The following is a 16,464-nucleotide window of genomic DNA, read 5'->3' on the forward strand; positions in this document are numbered from 1 at the left end:
CGTCAAAAAAAAGCTTGACAAAAACTCAAGTCTTGACTTATAATTTTCTTACAATGGGAATCCGTGTCCGCCGATAGACCCCTGATTTTTCCTTAAAATATAGCCTCCAGCATCTACCCCTGAAGATTTGACTTTTGGAGTTGCTCAAAATGTCTAACGAAACTGTCACTTATTCCCTAGAAGCTGTCCTGACAAGGATTGAGGGGAAAATCGATACCTTGCAACAGGATGTTAATCAGAAAATTGATACCTTGCAACAGAATGTCAATCAAAAAATCGACACCCTACAGAGAGAAGTTAATGAACGGCTAACCAAGCTAGAAATAGGACAGACAGAAATAAAGGGGGATATTAAGACTTTAGACGAAAAAATCGAGGGATTAACTGCAAGGGTTGCCTATCAGGAATTCACCAATCGAGGAATTCTAATAGCATTGGTAGTCGCCATTTTAGGAGGTGCCGCTAAACTTTTTTGTTTTTTCCCTAATCCTTAGAAGTTGCCGGTAGCCGTACCTAGTAGATAGGCTCTTACCCAAAATTTTTCGCTCATTACCCCGATCATCCGTTAGAATAGATTCAGAATTCAAGGATAAAATCTCATCTATGAATCCCGTTGTTTTGGTGCATGGTTTTCTGGACACTACTGCTGTTTTTAAATAGTCTAGTCAAGAGTTATTTAGAAAAACATCCAGCTATTGTACCTATTCAATCCGTTGGGAGTTGCTCAAAATGTCTAACGAAACTGTCACTTATTCCCTAGAAGCTGTCCTGACAAGGATTGAGGGGAAAATCGACTCTCTGGAAAAACGTATTGATGAGAAAATCGACTCTCTGGAAAAACGTATTGATGAGAGATTTGACAAGATAGAAGACCGGTTAACTAAAGTAGAAATAGGACAGGCCGAACTCAAGGGAGATATTAAGGCTTTAGACGAAAAAATCAATGGATTAACTGCAAGGGTTGCCTATCAGGAATTCACCAATCGAGGAATTCTAATAGCATTGGTAGTCGCCATTTTAGGAGGTGCCGCTAAACTTTTTGGTTTTTTCCCTAATCCTTAGAAGTTGCCAGTAGCCGTACCTAGTAGATAGGCTCTTCCCAAAAATTTTTCGCTCATTACCCCGATCATCCGTTAGAATAGATTCAGAATTTAAGGATAAAACCTCATCTATGAATCCCGTTGTTTTGGTGCATGGTTTTTTGGACACTACTGCTGTTTTTAAACCGATGAGCGAGTATTTAAACCATCATGGTTGGCAGGTGCATAGTTTTAACCTAATTCCCAATCATGGTTACGAAAAGTTAGAAGTTTTAGCGGGTCAGGTGGACAATTATATCGAGAAAAACTTTGCTAAAGAGCAGAAAGTAGATCTGATTGGGTTTAGTATGGGAGGACTAATTACCCGCTACTACCTGCAAAGATTGGGAGGAGTGGCAAGAGTGCAACGTTACCTAAATATTTCTGCTCCGAATCGAGGCACGTTAACCGCGTATAGTTTACCCTTAGATGGGATTAGACAAATGCAGCCGGGGAGTCAATTTCTAGAGGATTTAAATCAAGATTGTCAACAAATTTTAAATAAAATTAAAACCACAATTATCTGGACTCCCTACGATTTAATGATATTTCCTGCCCATAGTTCCCGTTTATCGGTGGGCAAAGAAATTTCCATTCCCGTATTGCTTCATGCTTGGATGGTCAAAGATAGCAAAGTCTTAAAAACAATTAAAGAGACCTTATTAGAATAGAAATACTGGTTGTCTCCAACACTGGAACAAGGTCAAAATATGACCAATAAAAACGTTAATTATCATCAAAAAAGCTTGACTTAGGGTTATAATTGTGCTAGGCGATCAAATTCCCCTAGGTGTCACCATGTCCACTCAAGAACCCACCCTAACCGATGTTCTCAACGAATTGAAAAGCTTCCAAACAGCAGTAAATCAACGTTTTGAAGCGATAGACCAACGTTTTGAGGCGATAGACCAACGTTTTGAAGCGATAGACCAAAGTTTTGAGGCAATAGACCAACGTTTTCAGGAAATAGACCAAAGATTAGACAAGCTCGACTATAAATTTGACACTTACGAAAAAGCCTCCGAGAAAGTGCTGAGATTAGCCACGACAATTATTATCGCAGCCGCCACCGTAGCGGTTTTACCCTCGGCCTTTCAGGCAATCGGCCCCCTATTAACCCAAATCATCGCCGCCGGCAATAACTAACTTGTGATCGAGACTTGACGATTGCATGGTATGATAAAGGTTTTGGAACTATTGTTTTAGGTCAAGATCATGGCGAAACGAATGCAGGTTATCCTCAATCAAAAAGTCAGCAAATTAGGTGAAAATGGCGATGTGGTGGAAGTAGCCCCCGGTTATGCCCGCAATTACCTTATCCCCCAAGGTGTGGCCGTTTTAGCCACCAAGGGCGCGATTAAACAGGCAGAATTTAGGAAAGAAAAAGAGCGTCAACGTCTTCTTGCCGAAAAACAAGAAGCGGAAACCAGAAAAACTGCGATCGAAAAACTCAGTCCCTACACCATCCCTAAACAGGTGGGTGAAAACGAGGCGATTTTCGGTACTGTCACCAGTCAAGATGTGGCTACGGTTATTCTAGAAAATGCTAAATTAGAAATCGATCGCCGTGGTATTACCGTCCCCGATATCGGTCAATTGGGAGTCTATAAAGTACAAGTCAAACTCCATCCCGAAGTTAGTGCCGATATCGAAATTAAAGTAATTGCACAATAACAATTGTCGGGACATAGTTATCAGTAATCAGTGAAAATTTATCAGAGCGATTAACTAGCTGATGGCTGATAGCTAATAGCCATTCACATCTCAAAAACTATGACTCATCCCACGGATATAAAAACCCTAGCACGCTGGATGGCGGCGGATTTTAGTAATCAAGAACAAGCTTTTGCTAATCCGCCTTTTTTTGCCCATATTCGCGTGTGTATGCGTCCTTTACCCGATGAATTACTCAAGGGAACCAGTTTGTTTTTAGAGCAGGCCTACGATTTTATGCTCAATACTCCCTATCGTTTGCGAGTATTGAAATTATCGGTAGTCGATGATCATATTGAACTAGAAAACTTTAAAGTTAAAGAGGAAGCTAACTTTTTTGGTGCTTCTAGAGAACCCCAGCGTCTCAAAAATCTCAGCTTAGAACTATTAGAACCGATGGCGGGTTGTGATATGAATGTCACTTGGACAGGTAACAGTTTTAAAGGGATGGTGAAACCGGGTAAACAATGTTTAGTCTTTCGCAAAGATAGAATGACTTATTTAGATAATAGTTTTGAAATTAGTGAACGGGGATTAATTAGCGTTGATCGCGGTTTAGATCCCGAAACCGATCAATTAGTCTGGGGTTCGATCGCCGGTCCCTTTGAGTTTGTGCGTCGCAGTAGTTTTGCTGAGGAAGTGTGAGAAAAATTCTCGGTTTTTAGCTATGAAAATCGCCACATGGAATGTCAACTCGATTCGCAGCCGACAAGAGCAGGTAATTAACTGGTTACAACTCAATCCCGTTGAGGTTTTATGCTTGCAAGAAACCAAGGTAATCGATCAAGATTTTCCCAGAGAAGCTTTTGAATCTTTGGGTTATCATCTCTATATTTCTGGACAAAAAGCCTATAATGGTGTAGCGATTTTTAGCCAGAAACCCATGGACGATATCACTGTGGGATTTAGTCCCATTATCGGAGAAAATTTAACGGGAGAACTCGACGAACAGAAACGGCTAATTACTGGAGTAATCGGCGATATTCGGATTATTAATCTCTACGTTCCTAACGGTTCTTCTCTAGATAGTGACAAATATATTTATAAGCTTAAATGGTTAGAAACTCTCAGGAAATATCTAGATAAAATAATTAATTCTCAACCCCAAGAATTATGTATCTGTGGTGATTTTAATATTGCCTTAGAAGATAAAGATATTTATGATCCCAAAGGCAAAGAAAATCATATTATGTCTTCAGCTAAAGAAAGAGAAGCTTTAGAAAAAGTCTTAGAAATTGGTTTACAAGATGCCTTTAGAAAATTCACCTCGGCACCGGGACATTATAGTTGGTGGGATTATCGCAGCGGTGGTTTTGCTCGTAACCGAGGTTGGCGAATTGATCATCTTTATTTAACTCCTCAGCTATACGAAAAAGCCGTTAATTGTCTGATTGATCGAGAACCCAGGAAACAAGAAAAACCTAGCGATCATACCCCTGTTATTCTGGAAATATCAAGCAAAAATAGCTAAAGGATCAACCTAGACTTTGCACAGCCAGAATTTTGCTCTCTTAGCTTCCCTAACCAGGGACTTTCACCTTGAGGATTTATTCGGTAACGAGAAAATGCTATGATTCGGGTTGAATTTACCAAGTTTATTAAATTATGCGTTCTCCCCAATTAATTGTTCTATTGCTCGGTTTATCCCTTCTCCCCAGCATCTCCCCCCCTTTTGTCCACGCTAATCCCTCGATAGTGCCGGTGAAACAATCGAGTAATCGCGATGGGGGACAAACAATCAAGGAAGCGGAAATTAAAGCAATGATTCAAGACATTGAAACCGCTATTAAAGATAAAAATATCGCCCTAATCCTCAAACACTATGCCCCGTTTATTTCCTCGCAATTGACCATTAAAACCGATGCTAGTACCGAAATTTTTGAGTTAGATGGCATCACGGAACATAAAATATTTTTAGAGGAATCCTACAAAAATATTAAAAGTATAGAGGTTCTTTCTGAGAATTGGGACGTGGATATTCTTGCTAATAACGAGATGGCGATTATCACTCGCGAGCGGGTAGTCAATATTACCAACACCGAGGGTGATAACTATATAGTGGCATCGGCAGCGGTGGCTAAAGTCGCTCCCATCGACGGCAAATTGAGGATATTTTCCATTCAAGAAACCGCCGAAGTGGGACGCAGACCAAAATAATAATCAACCTCTCCGGTTGGGACTGGACCAACCCGACTCCCGCCGTCTTCTTCCCTCGATAAAACCGTCATCGTAGTCTCTGGAATTGCGCGGATTATCATAGCGGGCAAAGTTAAACCCGTCCTCTAGTCCGCGCTGAAATTCTTGCTCTGGTGGCACAAATCGATAACGTTGTCTATTATCCTGTACCGCCCGGTTGATTAACAAGGCCCCCGCCCCAATACCAACGGCCTCACCAAAGGTTAAAGACCTAGCATAATCGATGTTAATTGTCAAGAAAGTTGTTGTTAAAATTAAGGCTTTTCCCCAATGCTGACCCATAAAATCCTCCTTAAAAAAATCAAGTTGACAACAAAACCAGTACAGATACAGAGTTTCTCATAAGATCGACCACCGACTTCCCAAAATGAAAAGTTTGTACCTCACCATTACGATAAGTGAGATCAAGAAGTTTTAGAAGAATGGGAGTGAAAGCGAATCCCCAAAAAGACATCGTAGAGGAAACTCCAGAAATTCTTACCTTGCAGTAAACCTAAAGACTGTTCACACTCTTTTGCGTCTAAAAGCGGTTTAGTGGCATAGTATGCCGGTTGGTATTTGTACCAGGGAATCGACGGCCAGAGATGATGCACGAGATGATAATTCTGCCCTAAAATCAGCAGATTTAACAGGGGACTGGGGTAAACGCGGGCATTTTTCCAACGATTACGCTCTTGGAAAGGACGATGGGGTAGATAATCGAAAAATAAACCGAGGGCAATTCCCACCACTAAAGCGGGAACAAACCAAAAATTCATCACATAGCTGATAAAACCGTATTGACAGGCGACGATGACTATGGTAGCCACAAAAAGACGACTGAGGAACCATTCCAGCAGTTCGTATTTCCGCCAGAGTTGCCGCTTAAAAAAGAAAATCTCGTGATAAAAAAATCTGGCCGCAATCATCCACAAAGGGCCACCAGTGGAGACAAAATGATCTGGATCATTTTCGGGATCGTTAACGTGAGCATGGTGCTGTAAATGGACTCTAGTGAAGACCGGAAAGGCAAAACCGAGCATTAAAGCACTACCATGACCTAAAATAGCATTAAATGTCCGATTGCTATGGGCAGAATTATGAGAGGCATCGTGGATAACTGTCCCCGATAAATGTAAAGCGAGGACATTAGCACTAAAACAAATCCAGTCAGGCCAGGACCATAGCCAATAGCCACAGGTAGATAGGGTTATTAGGCTCAAGGCACTAAAAAACATGGTAACGTTTGGGTTGAAGCCCCCCGGTGCTTTTAAATACTCTTTGGGGACTGTCAGCAACATCTCGGCCGACTGCATTATGGGTGTTGCTCCTTATTGTGTTCGCTTTACTGGCGTAAATTATCATACTACGGCTTTTTCATAAAGTTTTGTAACATTATCTTAATTAATCTAAAGTTATGAAGAAAGTAAGGATTTGTTATATGGTCTTCCCCCCTCAGTCCCCGAGGGAAAGCGAGGCTACAAGAGAAAATCACGGGCGCTTAACGCCAGTTTCGCACTTAAACGATTAAAAAATTCGGCTAGAGACTCGGCTTGAGAGGGAGCGATCGCCTGTTTTCCCCCTATCACAGATTCTACCCTATCCCGATCGCCGAAAATATCGACAAGACACTCCCTATCGATATCGAATTCATCAAGTAAAGATTCTAACGTAGCGGCAGGATTTGTTCGGGCGATCGGATAATGTTTCCGCTCGTATTCTTCCACTAATAACACCAATAAATCGAATAATAGTCCTTCGTCATTGCTTAACTCCCGTGACATCATCCCTTCAATTATGCTTAAAAATCGCTCGTATTCTTGGGAGTTATTAATCGGTTTCGGTTGATACTGCAAGAGTAAATCACCATAGGTTAATGGATTAGAAGTAGGGATCATTTTTCCAGTTCTCCTTATTGTATTCAGCGTGACTTAGAATATATTTAACGAAAATGGTTTGACGAGAATAATTGATGTCAGCGATTAAACGGTATTTGTTTCCCTTGATATTAAAAACTGTAAAATTTCCCACCGCCTCCGCTTTCGGGTAGCGACCTTGAACCTCTACTAAATTTTTCCAGTTAGCCTTACTAGCGAAGTTATACCAATCCCTAAGAGCGTCTTCTGCGTCCGAGTGGCGCTCCCAAAACTCTCGTAATTTGACTTTACTGATCACGCCCATCGATCGCTAGTTTTATTGTTGTTTTTAACTTAGATAAGTAGCTGGTTATAATTAAATTAAAAATGGATTTTAGGTTCGATCCCCCCTGCCCCCCTTGATAAGGGGGGTGCCGATAGGCGGGGGGATCCCCCTTAATAAGGGGGGCATCTGATAATTTTTAACGCCTACCTACTTAAACATCGATCGCTCTGATAATTATAGTGTATGTCAATTTTACCGATCGCCCCCCGCACCCCAGAAAAGCGCACCACTTCGCCGCTCTCTTGGGAGATCGCCCTCAATCCCCAATCGAGTAATCAATAGCTAGATAAAGCATAATAAATATAAATTACAAAAACCTTGACAAAATCGGGGGGGGGGTGGGTAACATTTGGCTAGATTTTAAACAAATTCAAGTCAGAATATGTCCCTGAAAAAATCCTTCAACAAACCCCTAACCGTCGCCCTCGCCACGGTAGCCACCGCCACCCTCGCACCGGTTGCCAGTGCCGCCACTTTTAACTTCTCCTTCAGTAACGTAACCGGTCTAGTCTCCGGAACCGTACAGGGGACGCTCACCCTACCAGACGGAGACGGGACAAATGCCGCCACTTCGCTGATCGTGACTTCCGCTCCCGCCGCTCTGGGCTACACACTCCCCTTTGATGTTCTGGCGAATTTTATTGGTGTAGCGGCTAATAGTTTTACGGTCAGTGGCGGGGTGATTACCGCGAGTTCATTTGCCGCTCAGGATCTGACCGCAGCTTTGACTCTGAATTTTTTACCTGGCTCCGTCGGGAATTTATTCTCTGTCGCGGGAGCAGGAGATGGATTCAGTGGTGTCGTCGATGTCAATAGTACAACCCTAACCTACTCTCCCGCCGCTCCTACCACCGTTCCCGAACCAGCGACGGTTCTCGGTTTACTCTCCGTTGCCGGGGTGGGTTTATTGTGCAAAGGCCGGAAACTAGAAGGGTAATTTTGACCGACTAAAAATTAAATTGATTGGGAACGGGTTGTGCGATTGTGGCAGCCCGTTTTAGTCTTTTATTAGCATCGAGAGATCGATCGCACGATTAACTAAAGGGAGTAAATTAGATGGTAGATAAAATCACTGCCAACGAGATATTGGAACATTTACGAACCCTGAAACCCGAACTGGAGGAACGATACGCGATCAATCGAATCGGCATTTTCGGCTCGGTAGCCAGAGAGGAAGCCCGACCGACGAGCGATATAGATATAGTGGTATATATGCCCCCCAATCTGCTTAAAAGAGTCAGACTAAAAGCCGAACTAGAGAACCTATTCGGACGGGAAGTGGACGTGATCCGCTATCGGGATTCTCTGAATCCTTACCTCAAGGCACGGATCGATCGAGAGGCCATCTATGTGTGATCGATCGCTTCTATTCGAGTTATTACTAGAGCTTGAAGAGGCGATCCGCCGGATCGAGCGGCGATTTACCCGGATTCAAAAAGCCGATGATTTCATCGCCGATGATGATGGACTCGATCGATTGGATGGCATTAGTATGATGTTGATTGCGATTAGTGAAAATATTAGAAGACTCGATCGGCTAATGGCAGAGAGTTTAGCGAATCGCTATCCGGAAATTCCCTGGTCGGAGATTAAGGGAATCAGAAATATTCTCGCCCACGATTATTTTGACATCGATCCAGAGGAAATTTATCGGATTTGTAGGGAGGATCTGGCGATTTTGAAGCGGGTACTCGGGAAAATACGTCACGACTTCTTGTAATTATCGAAATTTCCCAATCAAACTGCTCCGCTCGGTCTTCACCCCGACATTTTTGATCAGGTTAAAAATCGCTTGGAGGGCTTACGGTGATGGAAGAAAAAGAAACAGGACTAAATGAACGGGAACTAGAGGAAATTCTGGAAATGGCACGGGATGCGGCGGAAAAAGCCCGATCGATGTGCGAGGTAATTACAGAAAATTCAAAAAAATGGCGAGAAAGAGCAGAAAGAATCAATCGAACGGGATCGAGATAGCGATCGAGTATTTCTTCGATTATAGGAGCGATCGAACTTGTATCGGAAAAGCGATCTCGATCAGGGGGTAAAGCAGCGAGAGGAACCCTTGTCACATCGAAACATTTCCTTAAGATATAAGACCGAAGGTCCAGTCTGGATACAGAATTGATATACCTAGAATCGCTACTCTGGCTCACCCTCTAGGCCATTCCCTTCCAGACTGCTAGGCTATTAGACAAAATGAATAACAATCAAACTCCACGGAAACAAGGACTATACGATCCCCGATTTGAACATGATGCTTGTGGTGTCGGTTTTATCGTTCATAAAACGGGGAAAAAGTCCCACGATATTGTTGAACAGGCCTTAACAATTTTACTAAACCTCGATCACCGTGGCGCGTGCGGTGCGGAAAAAAATACCGGAGATGGGGCGGGTATTTTATGCCAAATCCCCGACCTATTTTTCCGGAAAGTGACCAGTAATCTAGGTTTTACCTTGCCGGCAGCGGGACAATACGGGGTAGGAATGCTCTACACGGCCCCTGATGCCGAAATTCGCGGGAAAAGTCGCCAGGAATTCGAGAAAATCGCCGCCGAAGAGGGGTTAAAAGTTCTCGGTTGGCGTGATGTTCCCACGGATAACTCTAGTTTGGGCAATTCGGCCAAATCTACCGAACCTTTTATCGAACAGGTTTTCATCGAACGCGATGCCCATTTAAGCGATGATCTGGCTTTTGAACGCAAATTATACGTTATTCGCAAGCGTTCCCACCTCAGTCGTCAATCCTTTAATCGTTACTGGTATCCTTGCAGTATTTCTAGTCGTACCATTGTCTATAAAGGGCAATTAATGCCGGTACAGGTGGGTGACTATTTTCCCGATTTACACGACCCCGACTTTCAAAGTGCTTTAGGATTAGTCCATTCTCGTTTTAGTACCAATACCTTCCCCAGTTGGGAACGCGCCCACCCTTACCGTTATATTGCCCACAATGGCGAAATTAATACCCTGCGAGGTAATATTAACTGGATGCACGCCCGTCAGTCGATGTTTGCCTCACCCTTATTCGGGGAAGACATCAAAAGAATCCAGCCGGTTATTAATATCGAGGGTAGTGACTCCTTAATTTTTGATAATGCCCTAGAATTAATGGTTTTATCGGGGCGTTCTCTTCCTCACGCTGTCATGATGATGATTCCTGAACCCTGGGCGGCCCACGAATCGATGAGTGATGAGAAAAAAGCTTTTTATGAATACCATTCCTGTTTGATGGAACCCTGGGATGGTCCGGCCTCGATCGCTTTTACCGATGGTACGATGATGGGAGCAGTGTTAGACCGCAATGGTTTACGTCCTTCCCGTTACTACGTCACCAAAGATGACCTAGTAATCATGGCATCGGAAGCGGGAGTTTTACCCATTGAACCGGAACGCGTCGCTTTTAAAGGTCGTCTGCAACCCGGCCGGATGTTCCTTGTGGATATGAAAGAAGGTCGCATCGTGGCCGATGAGGAGATAAAAGAAGCTATTGCCAAAGCTCATCCCTATCGTCAGTGGTTAAACGAAAATTTAGTCAATTTAGACGATTTACCTGCGGTGGAAACTGCCCCACCGGAAACTGCTGTTTCCCTAATTCAACAGCAAACCGCTTTCGGTTACACTTTTGAGGAATTACGTCTTTTATTAGCCCCCATGGGCCGGGATGGAGTGGAAGCAGTGGGTTCCATGGGTTCCGATACACCCCTAGCCGTCCTGTCCGATCGGCCAAAACTGCTTTATGATTACTTTCAGCAGTTATTCGCCCAAGTCACTAACCCCCCGATTGACTCGATTCGCGAAGAAATTATCACCTCTCCCATCACCACTATCGGCGCGGAGAGAAATCTCTTGGATCCGCAGCCGGAAAGCTGTCACCTGATTAAACTTAACTCTCCCATCCTCACCAACGCCCAATTAGCGCGTTTACAGGGCAATAGCGAATTTAAAACCGTGACTATTCCCATTCTCTTCGATCCCACTTCGGGAGTCGAGGGGATGCGTAGCACAATTGAGGCAATTTGTCAAGAGGTGGACGAGGCAATTTTAGCGGGCGCAAGCATTATTATTTTAAGCGATCGAGGTATCGATAAAAATCACGCCCCGATTCCCTCACTGCTGGCGGTTGCCGGTTTACACCACCACCTCATCCGGCAGGGAACCCGTACCAGAGTCGGTCTTGTCTTGGAATCCGGCGAACCCCGGGAAGTGCATCACTACGCCCTTCTCCTCGGTTATGGTTGCGGTGCGATTAATCCCTATCTAGCCTTTGCCACCCTCGGCAGTATGATCGAGGAAGGTTTATTGGTAGGAGTTGACCACCAGAGTGCCTGTAAAAACTACATAAAAGCCGCCACCAAGGGCGTAATTAAAGTGGCCTCTAAAATTGGCATTTCTACCCTGCAAAGCTACCGTGGGGCGCAAATATTCGAGGCTATCGGCTTAAATCGATCGGTAGTCGATCGCTATTTTACTTGGACAGCTTCCCGCATTGAAGGGGCCGATTTAGCAATTATTGCCAAAGAATCCCTACTCAGACATGGCCACGCTTTCCCCGACCGGGACGTGAATGTGCATACCCTCGATATTGGCGGTGAATATCAATGGCGTAAGGACGGGGAAGCCCATCTTTTTAGCCCAGAAACCATTCATACCCTGCAACAAGCGGTAAAATTGGGCAAATACGACCTCTTTAAGAAATATTCCCAACTGGTCAACCAACAAAATCAAAAATTCTTCACCCTGCGGGGACTATTAACCTTTAAAAACCGGGAAAGTATCCCCATCGAAGAAGTGGAACCGATTGAAGCGATTATGAAACGCTTTAAAACCGGGGCCATGAGTTACGGTTCCATTTCCAAAGAGGCCCACGAATCCCTCGCTATTGCCATGAATCGTATCGGTGGCAAGTCGAACACCGGGGAAGGGGGGGAAGATTCCGAGCGCTACACTTGGACAAATGAACGGGGAGACTCGAAAAATAGTGCCATTAAACAGGTGGCTTCCGGCCGTTTTGGTGTCACCAGTCTTTACCTCTCCCAAGCGCGAGAATTGCAGATAAAAATGGCCCAGGGGGCAAAACCGGGGGAAGGCGGTCAATTACCGGGTAAAAAAGTCTATCCTTGGATTGCCAAAGTCCGTCACTCCACCCCCGGAGTTGGTTTAATTTCTCCCCCACCCCACCACGATATCTACTCGATTGAAGACCTCGCGGAGTTGATTCATGACCTAAAAAATGCCAATCGTGCGGCCAGAGTGAGCGTAAAACTGGTTTCTGAGGTGGGAGTTGGCACAATCGCCGCCGGAGTCGCTAAAGCTCACGCTGACGTGGTTTTAATCTCTGGTTTCGATGGTGGGACCGGTGCCTCACCCCAAACCTCGATTAAACACGCGGGTTTACCCTGGGAGTTGGGACTAGCAGAAACCCATCAAACATTGGTGTTAAATAATCTTCGCAGTCGCATTGCGGTGGAAACCGATGGCCAGATGAAAACTGGGCGCGATGTGGTGGTGGCAACCCTATTGGGGGCCGAAGAATTCGGTTTTTCCACCGCGCCACTGGTAACGTTAGGATGTATTATGATGCGGGTTTGTCATCTTAATACCTGTCCGGCGGGGGTAGCGACCCAGGATCCGTTATTACGGAAGAATTTCATCGGAGATCCCGAATATACGGTGAATTTCATGAAATTTATCGCCCAGGAAGTGCGGGAAATTATGGCCGAATTGGGATTCCGCACCTTAAATGAAATGGTGGGGCGAACTGATGTATTAGAGCCGAAACAGGCTGTAGAACATTGGAAAGCGAAAGGAATTGACCTAACTCCAATTCTCTATCAACCGGAGGTAGATGCAGAGGTAGGACGCTATTGCCAGATTCCCCAGGACCACGGTTTAGATAAGTGCTTGGATATAACCGTTTTACTGGATTTATGCAAGGATGCCATTGAAAAAGGCGAAAAAGTCAAGGCGACACTACCGATTAAAAATATTAACCGCGTGGTGGGGACGATTTTAGGCAACGAAATCACTAAACGTCACTGGGAGGGTTTACCGGAAGATACCGTACATCTCCATTTTCAGGGCAGCGCGGGGCAGAGTTTCGGTGCTTTTGTTCCCAAAGGGGTGACACTGGAGTTAGAAGGGGATGCCAATGATTATGTGGGTAAGGGTTTAAGCGGTGGCAAAATCATCGTTTATCCGCCCAAAGGTTCCACTTTTGTGGCCGAGGAGAATATTATCATCGGTAATGTGGCTTTATACGGCGCGACCAGTGGTGAGGTGTATATTTCTGGGGTTGCTGGGGAACGTTTTGGGGTGCGTAACTCTGGGGTGACTACGGTGGTTGAGGCTGTTGGCGACCATGCTTGCGAGTATATGACTGGGGGTAAAGTCGTTGTTTTAGGGCCCACCGGTCGCAATTTCGCCGCCGGGATGAGTGGTGGTGTCGCCTACGTCCTCGATGAGTCGGGGGATTTCGCCACTCGTTGCAATACCCAAATGGTGGCTTTAGAGGCGCTAGAAGCGGAAGAAATCGACGATTTACGCGAGTTAATTCAACGCCATGCTGATTACACCCAAAGTCAAAAAGCGGCACTGGTTTTAGCAAATTGGTCGGAAATGTTGCCCAAGTTTGTTAAGGTAATGCCCAAGGATTATAAGCGGATGTTGCAGTGTATTAAAGAGGCGTTAGATTCTGGTTTAACCGGCGATTCTGCTCTCGATGCGGCTTTTGAAGCCAACGCCCGCGATGTGGCAAGGATTGGCGGTAGTTAGAGTTTAATGGGGGCTGAATAAGCCCCCTTGTTTATTCCTGTGGTTATTCTGATAAATTGTTAGTATTCAACCTTCCTTTTCGCTTTGGTATTGAAAAGGTAAAGCAATTCTGCCATGAAAATTATAAAATCTTTTAGAAAAATGTTCTAGATAAGGACTACTTAATATCGTTCTTCGTTTCGCTATTCCCAGTTCTATCTGACGATAAATTGTTTCAGAGTCTAAGCCAAAGACTATCTTAAAATCGGCGGTTAACTCTGGTAAACCTTCAGCCTGTAAATCACAGTCCTTAGGAATTGTCTCAAAAAAATAATATCTTTCATGACGGTGATCTTCAATCAATTTCCATTCCTTTGAGTTCATGCCACTTTTTGCATCTATAGTTCTTGTTTCTTGTGCCGTGGAAACCCGACAAAAAATTATGGAATTTAGTAACTTATGCGATTGATAACTACCAGGTTGCCTAGCTTTGTAATCCCAATCTAAATCGCAATCTTGAGAAACGACGATGACAAAAGGATGTGGTAGCACATCGAAAGAAAAATCTGGAGAATTTAAAGATATTTCGCTCGCAATCGGTTTATACTGAATGACATTGGTGAGTATTTCTCCCTGCCTCAACGCTGTTTCTCCACTAGCTTTTTTATAAATGATACGTTCTGCCATAAAATACCCGTACAAATAAATTAAGGTTCTAAAACAATAGGTGGTACAGGCTGTATCGCTCTCAATTTACCTCTAATACTACTGGCTGGAATTACAGGTACAATTTTCTCAGGACTAAGATTAGAATAAAAACTCGCAATGTCTTCCAGTTGTGTTACCGATTCATCTAACGCATCTTCAGGAAGAGACTGTAATATTAACAGACATTTAATAAGTGCAATTAATTTGTCTTGAGGAAATTCTCTCCAATGAGTTGTTAAAGATAAGGAAGAGTCAGACATCGTGAGATCGAAACTAGGATAGTTTCCAGTTATCGTTCTACCAGCTTTTCTATCAATTAACAAATGTACTAGAAAATCACCAGTTGAGGTTTGACTTTTGTTAGGACGGATCGACATTGGTCGGTCGTAATGCGTCGTGGAGAGTTTCGCTAATACTGCACCGGAAGAGCTTTCTGGCGGATTTGTTGAAGCTATCGAGTATGTTCCAGACATTTTCATCCCTCGCTATTTTTCTTTCTGTGTAAAAATCTGCATCTAATAGATAGGCTTCCTCTTCATCATTTGCTTTAGTATTTTCAACATATACTAATCCATGATTAAAATTCACCTGTCCATTATCTACTTTCAAAACCAAACTCTTGTTTATCGATTGAATAGATGCAGAAAAATCAGAATCGTAAAGTTCTGAAGCAATTCTTCTTGTGATTAGCTCTGACCACTTTTTACTCTCTAATTGTAGTTCGGAACGTACAATTAAATTTCGATATCTCAATCCAACTCTTGTGTAAAAAGATGGTTTATATATTCTTTCAAAAATTGTAACTGCGAACTCCAGTTTTTCCCTGAAATATTCGTATCTTTCGTATGCAGATGTCGTGAGCGCAATCAAATCTTTATCAACAGCTAACTTCCATTTTTGATCTTCTGATTTAAAAATATAGGCACTATTGTTAGGTAGCGGCAAATTAAATTGTTGAACGACCTTGGCAATTTCAGGAGGTATCTGTGGTTGAGTACGTTCAACAAGTGGATATTGAAATCTGATCTCATCTTGAAATTCAACAGGTTCTTGATGAGATATTTTTAATATAGGTGGAAAGGTCAATTGACAAACCACCTCGAATAATGGATTGTACTCGTAAATGACACGATCAAACTCTGGTAGTTTCATTGACTCATGCTAATCTATGTAATGCTTGCATGGCAATTATACCATAAAACGACAACGATTGACAATATTTATTAATATTTTAATAAAATGGCAGCGGTTTCGCCTGTATTATATCTATAGCGGTTCTCACACCTGTGTGGCACAGTTAAACCTTTGCTAATTAAGCTTTTCAACATCGATAATGTACCTCTTGCGAACAGGAAACGCTATATCTTTACACAAATAAACCCAAATAATTTTTTACATCTAATTGTCTGAATATTTAAAAATCAATATTTAAAATATATTAAAAAAGTCGAATAAAAATTGAAAAGACGACTTGTGCTATAAAAACTCAAAAGGGATGATAGTGTCGGATTTTTCGATAGGTTGGGAAAAACGATTACTGTTGTCACCATGGCCGAAAATTCCCTCCGTTTCCCCACCCACGAGGATCTACCTTGACTCTACAGGACTGATATTTTCCCATCTTTAGCAGAATATCGGCATCTAGAAGAGGGTGCGATCGCACGGCAGTTATAGTTGAGAGGGTGTGTTACACTAGCCTTAAGGCACTGTGTAGGCCGTAATCGAATTACTTCTCAACAATCCATTATGATAAAAAATCTACGAGTTAGTTATGATGGAATGGTTTTCCGTCCCGAAGAAAAGATTGAATTAGAACCCAATACCCATTACATCATCC

The 16,464-nt window shown here is 43.3% G+C and carries 20 protein-coding genes; 13 read left to right on the forward strand and 7 right to left on the reverse strand.

The genetic code is table 11. From position 1 onward, the window contains the following. Positions 1 to 149 precede the first annotated feature (149 nt). The 8 genes from ACOCD9_RS16710 to ACOCD9_RS16745 all read left to right on the forward strand — a co-directional run bounded on the left by ACOCD9_RS16710 (position 150) and on the right by ACOCD9_RS16745 (position 4,949). A complete protein-coding gene (locus ACOCD9_RS16710; protein WP_287701993.1) occupies positions 150 to 494 on the forward strand; it encodes a DUF4164 family protein in 345 nt (114 codons plus the stop codon). Between the two features lie 235 nt (positions 495 to 729). After that, complete coding sequence (locus tag ACOCD9_RS16715; protein WP_104396881.1) at positions 730 to 1,062, forward strand: DUF4164 domain-containing protein; 333 nt, start codon at positions 730 to 732, stop codon at positions 1,060 to 1,062. A 109-nt stretch (positions 1,063 to 1,171) separates the two neighbouring features. Continuing rightward, on the forward strand, positions 1,172 to 1,750 hold the full coding sequence (locus ACOCD9_RS16720) for an esterase/lipase family protein (protein WP_287701995.1): 579 nt from the start codon (positions 1,172 to 1,174) through the stop codon (positions 1,748 to 1,750). A gap of 94 nt (positions 1,751 to 1,844) precedes the next feature. Continuing rightward, a complete protein-coding gene (locus tag ACOCD9_RS16725) occupies positions 1,845 to 2,225 on the forward strand; it encodes a hypothetical protein (RefSeq protein WP_287701997.1) in 381 nt (126 codons plus the stop codon). Positions 2,226 to 2,294: 69 nt separating this feature from the next. Beyond that, positions 2,295 to 2,753, forward strand: coding sequence for a 50S ribosomal protein L9 (gene rplI / locus ACOCD9_RS16730; protein WP_002737358.1), 459 nt, complete (start codon positions 2,295 to 2,297; stop codon positions 2,751 to 2,753). 99 nt (positions 2,754 to 2,852) lie between these two features. Beyond that, on the forward strand, positions 2,853 to 3,437 hold the full coding sequence (locus ACOCD9_RS16735; RefSeq protein ID WP_287701999.1) for a chromophore lyase CpcT/CpeT: 585 nt from the start codon (positions 2,853 to 2,855) through the stop codon (positions 3,435 to 3,437). Positions 3,438 to 3,459: 22 nt separating this feature from the next. Then, on the forward strand, positions 3,460 to 4,263 hold the full coding sequence (gene xth, locus ACOCD9_RS16740) for an exodeoxyribonuclease III (protein WP_287702001.1): 804 nt from the start codon (positions 3,460 to 3,462) through the stop codon (positions 4,261 to 4,263). A gap of 134 nt (positions 4,264 to 4,397) precedes the next feature. Further along, positions 4,398 to 4,949: a hypothetical protein gene (locus tag ACOCD9_RS16745; RefSeq protein WP_287702003.1), complete on the forward strand. Its 552-nt coding sequence runs from the start codon at positions 4,398 to 4,400 to the stop codon at positions 4,947 to 4,949. 3 nt (positions 4,950 to 4,952) lie between these two features. Here ACOCD9_RS16745 and ACOCD9_RS16750 read toward each other — a convergent pair whose 3' ends face one another. From ACOCD9_RS16750 to ACOCD9_RS16765, 4 genes are all read right to left on the reverse strand, one after another. Next, entirely contained in the window at positions 4,953 to 5,270 is a 318-nt protein-coding gene (locus ACOCD9_RS16750; RefSeq protein WP_002782546.1) for a hypothetical protein, read from the reverse strand. A gap of 122 nt (positions 5,271 to 5,392) precedes the next feature. Continuing rightward, positions 5,393 to 6,283, reverse strand: coding sequence for a beta-carotene hydroxylase (crtR, locus tag ACOCD9_RS16755; RefSeq protein ID WP_287662728.1), 891 nt, complete (start codon positions 6,281 to 6,283; stop codon positions 5,393 to 5,395). A gap of 162 nt (positions 6,284 to 6,445) precedes the next feature. Further along, the gene (locus ACOCD9_RS16760; RefSeq protein ID WP_287170686.1) at positions 6,446 to 6,865 is read right to left on the reverse strand and encodes a helix-turn-helix domain-containing protein; all 420 of its coding nucleotides are present in this window, start codon (positions 6,863 to 6,865) and stop codon (positions 6,446 to 6,448) included. Next, positions 6,849 to 7,148, reverse strand: a complete 300-nt coding sequence (locus ACOCD9_RS16765; RefSeq protein WP_004163263.1) for a type II toxin-antitoxin system HigB family toxin — start codon at positions 7,146 to 7,148, stop codon at positions 6,849 to 6,851. Before ACOCD9_RS16765 ends, ACOCD9_RS16760 begins: the two co-directional genes overlap by 17 nt. 403 nt (positions 7,149 to 7,551) lie before the next feature. Here ACOCD9_RS16765 and ACOCD9_RS16770 point away from each other — a divergent pair, with 403 nt between their 5' ends. The 5 genes from ACOCD9_RS16770 (at position 7,552) to gltB (ending at position 13,940) form a co-directional block, all read left to right on the forward strand. Continuing rightward, a complete protein-coding gene (locus tag ACOCD9_RS16770) occupies positions 7,552 to 8,106 on the forward strand; it encodes a PEP-CTERM sorting domain-containing protein (protein ID WP_419548007.1) in 555 nt (184 codons plus the stop codon). Between the two features lie 119 nt (positions 8,107 to 8,225). Further along, complete coding sequence (locus ACOCD9_RS16775) at positions 8,226 to 8,525, forward strand: nucleotidyltransferase family protein (protein ID WP_149989274.1); 300 nt, start codon at positions 8,226 to 8,228, stop codon at positions 8,523 to 8,525. Next, a complete protein-coding gene (locus ACOCD9_RS16780; RefSeq protein WP_419548008.1) occupies positions 8,518 to 8,889 on the forward strand; it encodes a DUF86 domain-containing protein in 372 nt (123 codons plus the stop codon). Before ACOCD9_RS16775 ends, ACOCD9_RS16780 begins: the two co-directional genes overlap by 8 nt. Before the next feature lie 89 nt (positions 8,890 to 8,978). Further along, positions 8,979 to 9,143 (forward strand): hypothetical protein, encoded by a 165-nt coding sequence (locus tag ACOCD9_RS16785; protein WP_172968171.1) that lies wholly within the window; start codon positions 8,979 to 8,981, stop codon positions 9,141 to 9,143. 222 nt (positions 9,144 to 9,365) lie between these two features. Beyond that, complete coding sequence (gene gltB, locus ACOCD9_RS16790; protein ID WP_419548009.1) at positions 9,366 to 13,940, forward strand: glutamate synthase large subunit; 4,575 nt, start codon at positions 9,366 to 9,368, stop codon at positions 13,938 to 13,940. A gap of 66 nt (positions 13,941 to 14,006) precedes the next feature. Here the strand turns inward: gltB and ACOCD9_RS16795 are convergent, their stop codons facing one another. The 3 genes from ACOCD9_RS16795 to ACOCD9_RS16805 are packed head-to-tail and all read right to left on the reverse strand — an operon-like array spanning position 14,007 to position 15,779. Continuing rightward, the gene (locus ACOCD9_RS16795) at positions 14,007 to 14,606 is read right to left on the reverse strand and encodes a hypothetical protein (protein ID WP_287742604.1); all 600 of its coding nucleotides are present in this window, start codon (positions 14,604 to 14,606) and stop codon (positions 14,007 to 14,009) included. Positions 14,607 to 14,626: 20 nt separating this feature from the next. Beyond that, positions 14,627 to 15,004 (reverse strand): hypothetical protein, encoded by a 378-nt coding sequence (locus tag ACOCD9_RS16800; protein ID WP_287742607.1) that lies wholly within the window; start codon positions 15,002 to 15,004, stop codon positions 14,627 to 14,629. Next, positions 14,988 to 15,779 carry a TIGR04255 family protein gene (locus tag ACOCD9_RS16805; protein WP_106909646.1) on the reverse strand — a complete coding sequence of 264 codons (792 nt, stop codon included), beginning with the start codon at positions 15,777 to 15,779 and terminating at the stop codon, positions 14,988 to 14,990. The genes ACOCD9_RS16800 and ACOCD9_RS16805 overlap by 17 nt, the downstream gene beginning before the upstream one ends. Positions 15,780 to 16,464: the final 685 nt, after the last annotated feature.

The organism is Microcystis sp., from assembly GCF_048564745.1.
Taxonomy (GTDB): domain Bacteria; phylum Cyanobacteriota; class Cyanobacteriia; order Cyanobacteriales; family Microcystaceae; genus Microcystis; species Microcystis ichthyoblabe_A.